Origin of the sequence: Flavobacterium sp. CG_23.5 (genome assembly GCF_017875765.1) — a bacterium.
Classification (GTDB): domain Bacteria; phylum Bacteroidota; class Bacteroidia; order Flavobacteriales; family Flavobacteriaceae; genus Flavobacterium.
In genome coordinates this window covers 3325280-3338997 of the sequence record NZ_JAGGNA010000001.1, presented here as the reverse complement: position 1 = coordinate 3338997, position 13718 = coordinate 3325280, and the positions used below count along the sequence as shown (strand labels likewise).

10 protein-coding genes are annotated in these 13718 nt (G+C 34.2%); 4 read left to right on the top strand and 6 right to left on the bottom strand.

Translation table 11 applies throughout. The features are described 5' to 3' along the window. Positions 1–15: 15 nt before the first annotated feature. From H4V97_RS14330 to H4V97_RS14320, 3 genes are all read right to left on the bottom strand, one after another. On the bottom strand, positions 16–1305 hold the full coding sequence (locus H4V97_RS14330; RefSeq protein WP_209550065.1) for a glycosyltransferase family 4 protein: 1290 nt from the start codon (positions 1303–1305) through the stop codon (positions 16–18). A gap of 52 nt (positions 1306–1357) precedes the next feature. Continuing rightward, the gene (locus H4V97_RS14325) at positions 1358–3763 is read right to left on the bottom strand and encodes a YfhO family protein (RefSeq protein WP_209550064.1); all 2406 of its coding nucleotides are present in this window, start codon (positions 3761–3763) and stop codon (positions 1358–1360) included. A gap of 83 nt (positions 3764–3846) precedes the next feature. Further along, entirely contained in the window at positions 3847–4128 is a 282-nt protein-coding gene (locus H4V97_RS14320) for a DUF4834 family protein (protein WP_209550063.1), read from the bottom strand. Between the two features lie 135 nt (positions 4129–4263). Between H4V97_RS14320 and H4V97_RS14315 the strand changes: the two genes are divergently transcribed. Continuing rightward, the gene (locus H4V97_RS14315; protein ID WP_209550062.1) at positions 4264–5235 is read left to right on the top strand and encodes a transporter; all 972 of its coding nucleotides are present in this window, start codon (positions 4264–4266) and stop codon (positions 5233–5235) included. A 2-nt stretch (positions 5236–5237) separates the two neighbouring features. Then, the gene (locus tag H4V97_RS14310) at positions 5238–6356 is read left to right on the top strand and encodes a GTP cyclohydrolase (protein ID WP_209550061.1); all 1119 of its coding nucleotides are present in this window, start codon (positions 5238–5240) and stop codon (positions 6354–6356) included. 138 nt (positions 6357–6494) lie between these two features. On the opposite strand, the gene H4V97_RS14305 is transcribed toward H4V97_RS14310, so the two are convergent. Beyond that, positions 6495–6968 (bottom strand): hypothetical protein, encoded by a 474-nt coding sequence (locus tag H4V97_RS14305; RefSeq protein ID WP_209550060.1) that lies wholly within the window; start codon positions 6966–6968, stop codon positions 6495–6497. A 112-nt stretch (positions 6969–7080) separates the two neighbouring features. After that, a complete protein-coding gene (locus tag H4V97_RS14300) occupies positions 7081–8343 on the bottom strand; it encodes an aminotransferase class I/II-fold pyridoxal phosphate-dependent enzyme (protein WP_209550059.1) in 1263 nt (420 codons plus the stop codon). Between the two features lie 328 nt (positions 8344–8671). Between H4V97_RS14300 and H4V97_RS14295 the strand changes: the two genes are divergently transcribed. Then, positions 8672–9457: an NYN domain-containing protein gene (locus tag H4V97_RS14295; RefSeq protein WP_209550058.1), complete on the top strand. Its 786-nt coding sequence runs from the start codon at positions 8672–8674 to the stop codon at positions 9455–9457. Here H4V97_RS14295 and H4V97_RS14290 read toward each other — a convergent pair. After that, complete coding sequence (locus H4V97_RS14290; RefSeq protein ID WP_209550057.1) at positions 9454–11835, bottom strand: hybrid sensor histidine kinase/response regulator; 2382 nt, start codon at positions 11833–11835, stop codon at positions 9454–9456. The genes H4V97_RS14295 and H4V97_RS14290 overlap by 4 nt on opposite strands. Positions 11836–11979: 144 nt before the next feature. Between H4V97_RS14290 and H4V97_RS14285 the strand changes: the two genes are divergently transcribed. Beyond that, positions 11980–13488 carry an FMN-binding glutamate synthase family protein gene (locus H4V97_RS14285; protein WP_209550056.1) on the top strand — a complete coding sequence of 503 codons (1509 nt, stop codon included), beginning with the start codon at positions 11980–11982 and terminating at the stop codon, positions 13486–13488. Positions 13489–13718: the final 230 nt, after the last annotated feature.

Sequence of the window (13718 nt, the reverse complement as noted above, 5' to 3'; positions counted from 1 at the left end):
ACTTTTAATTTACATTTATTTAAGCAATTCCACCAATTCTCCTGTGAGACTTTTTCTTGAATATTTTTGTAAACCTACTCCATTTGACTGCAGTCTACCCTCCAAAAATTGATAATAAAATGCCAAAATTACACTTTTTAATCTCATTTTTTCAGAATAGTCAAAGAACGCGCCAGTATTAGTCGCGGTTATGATCTCAGCAAAATCAGAATTCTTTGGACCAATGGCAATAATAGGTCTGTTAGAAACCATATATTCGAATAATTTTCCCGGAATAATGCTTTTAGTATCTTCTGAATTTATTTCGATAAGTAACAAAACTTGCGATTTTCTTTGATGCGAAATCGCTTCACTATGAGAAACATATCCTAAATTATTCAAATACGGATTCAGATCAAATTGCGAAATGGTTCCCAAAACTTCCTGGCTTACCGCTCCTATTAATTTAATTTCCAAATGCGATTTAAAATCTGGAATTTCATTAATTAGTTCCACCAGACTTTCCCATAAGATCAAAGGATTCCTCTCAGATAGAAAAGAACCAATGTGTGCCAAACTAAATTTGGTATCCAAAGTTTGCTTCTCCACATTCTCATCATCATAACCGTTTGTAATTACCGCAATAGGTTGGCGCGTAATCGCTTCAAATTCGGTTTTAGTAGTTTTACTGGTTACGATTATGGTATCGGCTGTATTCAAAACCTGATGTTCTAACGCTTTGTGCTTTTTGGCGGCATAATTAGATAATCGCAATGATTTATGATAGCCAATAGTTGTCCAAGGATCCCGAAAATCAGCAAACCATTTTACATTTAATTTTTGTTTTAATTCCAATCCAATAAGATGCAAACTGTGTGGCGGTCCAGAAGTAACAATAGTATCGATATTATTTTCTGTGATGTATTTTTCTAAAAAAGCAACCGATGGTTTAACCCAGAAAACACGGGCATCCGGAATAAAAAGATTGCCTCGTATCCAAAGAAAAGTTTTATCCAGAAAAGATTGTTTTTTTTGATTTGGGATAATTCCTGAACTGATTTTCTTAGTTTTATTCTTCGAAAAAAAAGAAGCCAATTGATAGGGTTCGAATATTTTATGTTTCAGAATGATTGCTTTTTCTGAAACTTCTTTAACTAAATTTTCATCAACAATGGGATAGGTTGGATTCTCCGGAATATACACAACAGGCTGAATTCCAAAATCAGGTAAATATTTTACGAATTTCAACCAACGCTGCACGCCTGGACCTCCAGCTGGTGGCCAATAATAGGTGATTATGAGGATTTTCTTTGGTTCTGGTTTCAATTTAATTGTTTTATGTTAGAGACGCACTGCAGTGCGTCTCTACGGTGTGTCTCTACTTTTTTTTCTTTTCAAAATAAATCCCACCAACTAAAAGCAGCAACATTCCAAACGAACTAACCAAGGTAATCGTGCTTCCTGTTTTTATCACCTGCGGCTCAAATTTAAATTCTATCGAATGTTTCCCCGCAGGAATTTCCAGCGCTCTCAAAACATAATCCACACGAATGTGATCTATTTTTTTTCCGTTGATATAGGCATTCCAGCCTTTTCCATAATACATTTCAGAGAAAACAGCTAAACCTTCATTGGTGTTATTAGACGTGTATTTTAAATAATTTGGTTTGTATGAATCTAAAATAATTGTTGCCGAACTGTCTTTGGCGAAAGCCTTATTTTTAATTTTAAACTCCTTGTCATTTACAACCGCAACATTTTTAGAATCTAAATTATCCAAAGCTTTCATTTCGTCATCTGCCGTTGAAACTGATTTCACTAGGCTCACAAACCATGCATTGCCGTTGGCGTTAGGATTCAAAGTTGGAAATTCTTTGTTCTCTTTATCCGTTTGGATAATGTATTTAACGTCTAACATATTGATGATTTCCATGTTGTTTTTAGCAATTTGGTAATCAAATAATTGCTGCATTCTTCGAGGTTTTGCAGCGTGATATCCTCCAATAGAATTATGAAAATACGAAGCTCTAGCACTTGATAAATTTCCATTTACTTCAAAAACCCTGTAATGAGTGGTGTCTTTTAAAATCTGCGCATCCGAAGGAGTTTCCTGAAAAGGAACTTCAACTTCTCGTCCGGAAACAAAATCTTTACCAGAAACATATTTTTTATCGACAAAAAACAAGTCAAAAATCATCAATAACCCAACAAGAATTATAGTTGTATTTTGAGCCAATTTATTCTTTATATACAGCCATAAAGCACTCGCTGAAAGCAAAATAAAGAAACCAGAACGCAATAAATCAGCGCTATACAAACTCATCCTATCTTCTTTCAACGCATCTACAAATCCAGGCCCGTAACTTTTAAGAAAATAGCTATCACTACCGCCTGAGAAACTGAATGTGCCTTTTGCTAAAAACAAAATTACAATGGTTCCCAAACCGATGGAAGCCGTTTGCCATAAAGCTTTCCATTGCTGCTCTTTCTCAGATTGCAAAAAAGATTGTAATCCCATAATGGCTAAAACCGGAAAACACAATTCAAGAATGACTTGAATAGAAGAAACCGCCCTAAACATATTATACATAGGAACATAATCGATCATAAAGTCGGTCAGTATTGGGAAGTTTTTTCCCCAAGAAAGTACCAATGAAACAATTGCTCCCGTAAGAAATACATATTTAATTTTTCGTTTATCAATAAACAAGGCCAAAATTCCCAAAAAGAAAACGACCGCACCAATATAAGCCGGTGCTGCGACAATAGGCTGATCACCCCAATACGTTGGCATTCCAGAAACAAAATCATTTGCCTGTCCTTCCGGAACTCCTTGACCAATCATGAAATCATACATCTTACTGTCCTTACCTAATGCTTCATTATTTGAACCTCCAAAAAGTCGAGGAGCAATAAGATTGAAACTTTCGGCAATACCGTAACTATATTCTGTAATATAATCTCGGGATAGCGCACTGTCACTAGTATTTTTTGAACCGTCGGGATTATACGTTAATTCCGTTTTTCCACGAGTACTGAATTTAGCATATTCTGATGTTGCCATTAAATTAGTAGCATTAGCACCAATCGCAAAAATCCCTGCCACTGCTAAAACTCCAGATGAATATAAAAGCGATTTGTAATCCTTGTCTTTAACTCCTAAATAAATAAAATAACCGGAGAGAATCAATAAGAAAATCAGCAAATAATAGGTCATTTGAAAGTGATTCGCATTGATTTCTAACGCGACAGCAAACATCGTTAGCAATCCACCCCAAATGTATTTTTTTTGGAAAACCAAAACAAAACCAGCAATAACAAGTGGCATGTATGCAATGGCATGCGCTTTGGCATTATGTCCGACTCCTAAAATGATTATCAAATAAGTAGATAATCCAAAAGCTAAAGCACCAAAAAAGGCTTTTAAAGGATCAATTTTCATGGTTAGTAACAAACCAAAAAAACCTAAGAAGTATAGAAATAAATAATCGGCAGGACGAGGTAAAAAACGCAAAGCGTCATCAATCATTCCAATATAATCGTGTGGGTATTTGGCTCCTAATTGATACGTTGGCATTCCGCCAAAAGCAGAATCCGTCCAATACGGTTCTATATGATTTGAAGCTCTAAAATCGTTTTGCTCCTTCGCCATTCCGGTGTATTGAGCAATATCCGATTGGAAAATTTGTTTTCCTTGTAATACCGGATAAAAATAAATTAGGGAAATGAGTACAAAACCAACTATGGCTAAGGCGTGTGGATATAACTTATTAAGAATTTTCATTAAAAAAGTTTAGAGTTTAAAGTTTACTGTTTTATTTGCAAAAATCCGATTGCTGTCAACCAAATAAACTATATCGTGCAAACTTAATCAATTTCTTCATAATCCACATAATCTCCTACTTTTTTGGTTTCGCGAGGTTTTTTAGAATTGCCTGAATTGAATATAACCTCATCCTTATTTGGCGTTTGATTCCATGAAGTATCTTGTGAACGTTGCTGCTGTTGCTGAAAATTTTCTCCAGCTTTCTGCACCACTTTTTTCACCAATAAAGGCAATAATAATTTTGCCAAAAATCTAAAAATATAATAAAAAGCCAAAATGTAAAATATGGTTTCTATAAAACCTGTAAAAGAGGCTGTTTGCATAATCAAAATATTTTTTTTACAAAATTAATAAATCCATCCCAAAATTCGGGACAAAATTAAAATATCATTCTTAAATAAATGATAAAATATAGTACATTTGAAATGCGTTATTACTTTTAATCTTAAAAAAATAATATGTCCAAAATCAAAATTATACTTATCCTAGCCATTTTCATGTTTCCAATGTTACATTATGGACAGCACACGGACCAAATCAATTCAAACAGACCGGGAGAAACCATGTCTGCTTTTGCTGTTGGTAAAAAAGTGATTCAAGTGGAAACAGGAATTTATGGCATAAAAGAAAATCATAGTTTATTGAATTATGATGCCAATGGATTTGGTTTAGACTTCACTTTACGATACGGATTATTGTTGGAAAAATTAGAATTAGTAGCCGATTTACAATACCAAAAGGAAACATTCACAACAAATTTAACCAGTGCTACTAAATCAGCTCTAAAGCAAACCGTAGTGGGAGTAAAATATTTGGTTTATGATCCATTTAAAAATTACGAAAAAAATATTAATATTTACAGTTGGAAAGCCAATCATGCGTTCAATTGGCACCAATTAATTCCTGCCGTTTCTATTTTTGCAGGAGCCAATTTCACGATGGCTGACAATCCTTATTCTTTTTCTCGACAAGCTAGTATTTCTCCAAAAGTCATGTTAATTACCCAAAATCATTTGGGAGACGGAAAATGGGTTTTTGTAACTAATATCATCGCCGATTATATTTCTACTGATTTTCCAAGTTACGGATATGTACTAACTTTAACAAGAGGATTTAACCGAAAATGGTCTGGGTTCATTGAAAATCAAGGTTTCAAAAGTGATTTTTACAGTGATGCCATCGTAAGAGGCGGTGCTGCCTATTTACTAAATAAAGACATGCAAATCGATGCTTCCATAAGTAGCAGTTTAAAGACCACACCTTCTATTCTTTATGGCGGAGTTGGTTTTTCTTGGCGCTATGATGCCGGTTATAAAGAAGTACGAATCAACATTGACAGCGGTGACAAATCCAAAACAAAAGCCGAGAAGAAAGCGGAGAAAAAAAGCAAAAAACGTAAAGACGAAATAGAAACTACACCTTTAAATTAATAATGATTACAATAAAAGAAGCGAAAACAAAAAGCGAATTAACGGATTACATTAAATTCCCTTTTTCTTTATACAAAGACAATAAATACTGGGTTCCACCTATTATTGCTGATGAATTAGAAACATTTGACAAGACTAAAAACCCTGCTTTCGAGGATGCCGAAGCCTATTTTTTCCTAGCTTACAAAGACAATTCAATTGTAGGGCGAATTGCTGCCATAATAAATTGGAAAGAGGTAAATGATCAGCATAAAAAGAAAGTCCGTTTTGGCTGGTTTGATACCATTGATGATATCGAAGTCACACAAGCATTACTCGAAAAAGTCTATGAACTGGGTCGAAAAAATAACTTAGAATATGTGGAAGGTCCAATGGGATTTTCAAACTTGGATAAAGTAGGTGTACTTACTGAAGGTTTTGAGGAAATTGGAACCATGATTACTTGGTACAATCATCCGTATTATGCGCATCATTTTGAAAAACTGGGTTACATTAAAGAAAAAGAATATATTGAAAGTAAATTCCCTTTTTCAAATGTAAAACCTGAATTTTTCAAAAAGGCGAATGAACTGGTAAAGAAAAGGTATCAATTATCACCATTAAATTTTAAAACCACCAAAGAAATAATGCCCCATGTGGATAAAATGTTTGATTTATTCAATGAATCGTACGCTTCTTTATCGTCTTTTGTGGCAATTTCAGATACCCAGAAAGAATATTTCAAGAAAAATTACATCAGTTTTATTAATCCGGAATACATCAAATTCGTAGAAGACAAAGACCATAATATTGTGGCTTTTAGTATCGTAATGCCTGATTTTTCGGAAGCTTTGAAAAAATCAAAAGGAAAATTATTTCCTTTTGGATTCCTGCATTTGCTAAGGGCTAAAAAACAAAGTAAGAATGTGATTTTTTATCTGATAGGCGTTCATCCTGATTATCAAAACAAGGCGGTTACAGCAATAATTTTCAATGAATATTACGAAACTTTCACAGAAAAAGGAATTGTAAATTGCTTCAGAACTCCTGAATTATCTGATAATGCTGCCAGTATCAACTTATGGAAACATTTTGATCCCGTGATTCACAAAAGAAGGTGCACCTTTACAAAAGAATTGTAATAGAGTTTTGAGTTTAGAGTTTAGAGTTTAGAGTTTAGAAAGAATCCCATTTGCCTGTGGCAAATGGGATTTTCTCATTCCATTATATTTACGGTTTCAGCTCCATCTCCTTTTAATGATTTTATTAAGCGAAGCGTATTACATTTTACATTCTACTTTTGACAAAACGGTTTTCCCATCGAATTTTAATTGCTTTCTGTCTTTGAAAGCTACTTTCCCTTTATTATCGTCAACAACATCTCCAAAACCTTCCACATACGTGTTTCCTTTTTTCAAGAAAACAACTTGACGAACGGATGAAACACCTTCGGACATAAAAGTATAATCAGCAAGAAGTGTGTCGCCTTTTATTTCCCCAACAAGTGTTCCTTCATTTTTATCTTTTTCGTAAAAATTGTAGCTTAATTTTCCTGAAGTTACTTGATTTCCTTTAACTATCAAATTCATCGAAATAGTGTCTTTTTTAATAGTGCCACTGTAACATTCTTCGGAAATAGATTCTTCAACAGCTATTTTTTCTGGAGCGACTGGAACTACTTCAACTTCTTTTTCTTTTTTACAAGAAACAAGAATGCTCATCAACACGAGACTTAAGACAAGTACTTTTTTCATACATTTTTATTTATCAATTTCAATAAATATACGATATTCCCATTGGATTATTTCGCCAAAAAAAAATCCATCCGCAAAACGAATGGATTTTTCTAACTCAAAACAACAAAAACTAGGCGTCTAAATCAACTTTCGTTCTTGATGCGATTTCTTTGTACGTTCCATTTTCAAGTTTCTCACGAATTGCTTCAAAAGCAGTTAATGTTTCATCAACATCTGCTAATGTATGAGACGTTGTCGGGATCATTCTCAATAAGATAATTCCTTTTGGAATAACAGGATAAATTACAATTGATAAGAAAATTCCGTAGTTTTCTCTTAAATCGTTTACCATAATCATTGCTTCCGGAACACTTCCTTCAAGATATACTGGAGTTACGCAAGTATTAGTATCTCCAATATTGAAATTACGTTCTCTCAATCCGTTTTGCAACGCATTTACATTTTCCCACAATTTATCTTTCAATTCTGGGTGATTACGCAACAATTCTAATCGTTTTAAAGATCCAATTGTTTGAATCATTGGCAATGCTTTTGCAAACATTTGAGAACGGAGATTGTATTTCAGATAATCTATAATATCTTTATCAGCGGCAATAAAAGCACCAATGTTAGCCATAGACTTTGCAAAAGTAGAGAAGTAAACATCAATTCCGTCTTGACAACCTTGCTCCTCACCTGCTCCAGCACCTGTTTTTCCCAGTGTTCCAAAACCGTGCGCATCATCAACCAACAAACGGAAATTATATTTTTCCTTCATGGCAACAATTTCTTTCAATTTTCCTTGTTGACCACGCATTCCAAAAACGCCTTCTGTAATGAAAAGAATTCCTCCTCCTGTTACTTTAGCTAATTTTGTAGCACGTTCCAAGTTTTTTTCCATACTTGCAAGATCATTATGACGGTAGGTAAAACGTTTTCCCATGTGCAAACGAACACCATCAATAATACAAGCATGTGCATCTACATCATATACAATTACATCATTTTTAGTAACCAAAGCGTCAATTGTTGACATAATTCCTTGGTAGCCAAAATTCAATAAATAAGCCGATTCTTTCATTACAAAAGCAGCCAATTCATTCTCTAATTGTTCGTGATATTTAGTATGACCACTCATCATGCGCGCTCCCATTGGATAAGCTGCACCGTATTGTGCTGCTGCTTCCGTATCTGCTTTACGCACTTCTGGGTGATTAGCAAGACCTAAATAGTCATTCAAACTCCAATTCAAAATATCTTTTCCACCAAACTGCATTCTTGGACCCAACTCACCTTCTAATTTAGGGAAAACAAAATAACCTTCAGCCTGTGAAGCCCATTTTCCTAACGGTCCTTTATTGTTTTGAATCCTTTCGAATAAATCTTTTACCATAATATATCAAGTAATAATTTTAATTTTAAGAAGTTGCAAAAATAATTATTTAAATTTTATAATGGACTTGAAAGCAAATTTATTTTCGTTATCCGGTTCTAACTGCAATAAACTTGACAATTACGAGCAATTTCCTACTCTACATTTCAAGCTTTCCCTCAAAAAACCTTTTTTCTATTGCGCTAGTAGGAGCTTCCTTTGGTCGCTCTGCCACCACAAGAAAAAATAGTTTTTTTCAGTCGAGGCTTTCCATTTCGATTAGGGCTAAATATTAGTTTCCATTGATAAACTTTGTATCTTTGAATCACTATTTCAATTTTAAAAATTTATGTCAAAAGATACAATAGAATTAAAACTCGCCGTTCTCATTGATGCTGATAACGTTCCATACAGCAATGTAAAAGGAATGATGGAAGAAATCGCTAAGTTCGGAACGCCAACCACTAAACGTATTTATGCCGATTGGACCAAACCAAATGCCGGAGGTTGGAAAAGTGTCTTATTAGAACATGCCATTACGCCTATTCAACAATACAGCTATACCGTTGGTAAAAATTCTTCGGATTCAGCGATGATTATTGACGCCATGGACTTATTATATTCTGATAAAGTGGATGGTTTTTGTATCGTTTCCAGTGATTCTGATTTTACACGATTGGCCATTCGTTTGAGAGAGTCCGGAATGAAAGTCATTGGAATTGGAGAACAAAAAACACCCAATTCCTTTATTGTTGCCTGCGATCGATTTATTTACATCGAAGTTTTGGATGGCGCAATCAAGAAAAAAGCAAAAAAACGTTCAACCGACACTAAAAAACCAGTCGAAAAACCTGTTGAAAAACCCGTTGAGAAATCATTAAACAAAATAGATATACATACAATAGAGCTTATCGAAACCTCCATAGAAGACATATGTGATGATGATGGCTGGGCATTTCTTGGCGACGTTGGAAACATGATTGTCAAGAGAAAACCAGAATTTGATCCTAGAAATTATGGCTTTTCTAAACTAACACCAATGTTAAAATCACTAACTGATATCCTGGAAATCGACGAACGGGAATCTGATAAAAAAGGGATTAAGCACGTTTATGTTCGCTTGCGTTACAGCTAAACTAAACTTTTTATAATTTCAAATAAAGTTTCTTTCTTAATTGGTTTTGATAAATAATGATTCATACCTATTTCCTTAACCCGCTGTTTTGTTGTTTCCATAACATCAGCGGTTACTGCAATAATGGGGATGTTGGCATTCGCTGCTCCAGCTTCCCCATTTCTAATTGCAATCGTGGCTTCGTAACCGTCCATGACCGGCATTTGAAGATCCATTAATACAATATCAAATTGGTTTGTTTGAAACGCGTCCAAACCTTCCTGACCGTTATTGGCATAAACTACCGTGGTATTCAACCATTTTTTGGTAATCATTTTAATGACCATTTGATTGATGGGATTATCCTCCACCACAAGAATAGTTTTTCCTTCTAAATCGTAAACAGTAGGTTCAACTATGGCTTCTTCCTTTTTTTCTTGAATCACCACATCAAAATCAATGGTGATTTTACAAGTGGTTCCTTCATTGACTTTACTATTCATTTCAATAGTTCCATTTTGCATATCGACTAATGTTTTTACTATAAAAAGCCCTAATCCTAGTCCGCCGAATTTTCGCTTATTATCAATATTATTTTGAGAAAAGGAATCAAAAATACTATCCATTTTCTCTTTTGGGATTCCAACACCTGAATCAGAAATGGTCATTATTAGACTGGCTCTGTTATTGGACTTCGTTTCCGCATCAATTGCAAATTTAACAAACCCTTCTGATGTAAATTTAATAGCATTACTCAATACATTATTAACTACTTGCGCTAATCTAGTCACATCACCAATCATAAAATCGGGAATTGAATCTGATGTTGAAAATTGAAATTCTAATCCTTTATCGTTGGCTCTGTTGATTGCATTATTTTTCAAATGTTCTAAAAATCGAACAGGCTCAAATTGGGTTTCTTCGAGTTTAAGTTCTCCTTTTTCGATTTTAGAAAAATCTAAAATATCATTAACAGAACTCAATAAACTATGGGAAGAATATTTTATGATTTGGCAATTCTTTTTGATACTATCGTCTTGCACTTCTTTAGAAATGGAATCAGTCAAATTCATTATGGCGTTGAGTGGTGTTCGCAATTCATGGCTAATATTCGATAAAAAATACGATTTTAAGTCATTCATTTCTTCGGAACGAACCAGTGCAATCCTGTTCAGTTCATTTTTTTCGTTTTTGAGATTCCGAATCAAATTTGACATCGACAACGACAGAAAAATAATCTCTAAACCTGTTCCCAACTTAGAGCTGTTTTGAGTCAAAAAATTGCTGGTAACTTGTCCAAAATTATTTAAAATAAATACCCCAAATCCAACAATTAAAAAGAAAATTCCAATCGTAAATAAAGGATCCACAGGTTTCTTTTTATAATAAAGATATCCTATGGAATAAATAATCAAAACCAGAAATAGTAGCCCAAGCACATTTACTAAAGGATAACAAAATAGTAAAGTAGCGGGAATAAATAAGGTACAAAACAATAAACCAAATAATAATGCGTAGCTAATATTAAACAGTCTATAGATTTTTGTGCTATGGATTTTAATTTTCAAAAATACTTCACTGTATTTCCCGGATAATAAAGCGCCAACTATTGCAAACAGCAATACCGCGCGATTTGAAAACCAGCCTCCATCCGGTGTAACAAGCTGATAGAAATAACCATCTAATGAAAATTGTAACAGCCCAACGAAGACAACATATAAACTATAGTATAAAAAGGTTTTTTCGCGTAAAGCAAAAAAGAAAAAGAAATAAATCACGGCTACAATTCCTAAAATACCATAGAAAAAGCCAAAAACAAATTGCTCTCTTGACATCACCTTTATGAAATTTTCTGATGAATATAGCATTAACGGCATTTTTATCACTTCGCCGTCACTCTTTAAATGCAAAAATAAATTTACATTGGATTTGGGCTGAATTTCCAACTCAAAAACTGATTTCCTATTATCAAAACTACGTTTAGAATATTGCATAGCATCTCCACTTACCATTTTGGTGATTTTTCCTGAAGCTCTATCAACTACATATAATTCAACCAAATCAGTAATGGGTCTTGCTGTCTCAAGGTAATAGTTTAAAGATAAGCCGGTTGGGTTTTGAACTTCGACTTTAGCCCAAAAATTATTTTCAGTAAAACCCAAATCATCATTTTCAGTTTTAAGTTTTTTTGGATTAAAGGAATCATAATTAGCTATTACCGTCTGAATATTTAATTTTTTCTGACCTACATCAGCAACTGTCGTGAAATTATGAAGCGATAATTCTTTCGGAAATGCCTTTTCCTGAAAGACATATTGCGAAAAGCCATTTGTAGAAGACAAAATAAAAAATAAAAATTGCAGAATAGTATAAAATGGAATAGAGGATTTTTGATACATGCGCATATATTTTTTTGTACTATACATTTACGATAAAAATAGCACTTTGGGTTTTAAGTCCGCTGATTTTTACTTCTTATTTTGTGTTAAAATAAGTTGGCTTTTCATTATTCTTACTATTTTAGTGCAAAAATTAGCTTTAACATGAGACAAAAATTCTTCATTTTAGGAATTACTGCATTTATTATTTCTTTGATTATTTTTTTCTATTTTAAAGTTGGACTGTTTGTTTCAATTGCTTTGTTTCTACTATTACTAATTGGTTATGCCAATAGTATCCAGCAGAAACATGCCATTCTACGGAACTTTCCCGTACTGGGTTATTTTAGATATTTTTTTGAAATGATAGCTCCCGGACTCCAACAGTATTTTATAGAACGTTCCACGGACGGGAAACCTTTTTCAAGAAACCAACGTACCCTTGCATACCAAAGAGCTAAAAATATTGATGCCACAACTCCGTTTGGAACACAATTAAATCTCAATCGATCCAGCTACGAAGGAATTAAGCATTCCATCTTTCCTGCAGTTGTCAATGAAGAATTACCTCGGGTTGTAGTGGGCGGACCTGATTGTAAACAACCGTATTCAGCTTCATTATTGAATATTTCGGCAATGAGTTTTGGATCGTTAAGCGAAAATGCAATTGTGGCATTAAATAAAGGTGCGCTTCAAGGAAAATTTTATCATAATACTGGCGAAGGAGGATTAACAGAATTTCATCTGCAAGGTGGTGATATTACCTGGCAAATAGGCACCGGATATTTTGGTTGTCGTGATGACAGAGGAGGTTTTGACGGAGGACGATTTGCTGAAAAAGCAAACCTTCCAGAAGTAAAAATGATCGAAATTAAGTTATCACAAGGTGCTAAACCGGGTCACGGAGGTGTACTTCCTGCCGCAAAAAATACAGAACAAATCGCTAAAATTAGAGGCGTTCTTCCAAATACCACAATCCTTTCTCCACCGGGTCATTCTGCTTTTTCGGATACCAAAGGTTTGATAGAATTTATTGCAAACCTTCGACAACTTTCAAATGGAAAACCAATAGGTTTTAAATTATGTATTGGAAAAACCAGCGAATTTGAAGCCATTTGTCAAGAAATGATTACGCAAAACTGCTTCCCGGATTTCATCACTGTTGATGGTGCCGAGGGAGGAACAGGTGCCGCACCACTTGAATTTGCTGATGGTGTAGGAATGCCATTCGAACCTGCCCTTATTTTTGTGAATAAAACGTTAGTTCGTTTTGGGATTCGTCACAAAATACGTGTGATTTGCAGTGGTAAAATAATTTCCGGATATTCTATTCTTAGAGCTGTTGCCTTAGGAGCTGACATGTGCAATAGCGCCCGTGGATTTATGTTTTCATTGGGTTGTATTCAAGCTTTACGCTGTAATACTAACGAATGCCCAACTGGAGTTGCCACCCAAGACAAAATGCTGATGAAAGGATTGGTTGTCACGGATAAATCGGAGCGTGTTTTTTATTTTCATAAAAACACTTTGCATGCCGCTAATGAACTCCTGGCTGCCGCAGGTAAAAAAAGTTTTGCAGATGTTGACATCAACATTTTTATGCGTGGCGATGAATTTGCACATTTATCTGATTTGTACTTTCCCGACAATTTAAAAAGCGCAACCATACATTAAAATTATAGCAACAAAAAGGAGGACTCATTGAGTCCTCCAGTTGTTGATTCTGATTTACCATTATCAACTTATACCGTATATCGTATAGCTGATTATTGAATTATCACTATCTTCTGTTGAAGATCAACATTCAAGTAATTAATCAAAACCACACTCAAAGATACAATTAACATTATTTCATTATACTGTATTTAAACGTTTTAACTATTAATTAACGCTGATTTTTTATT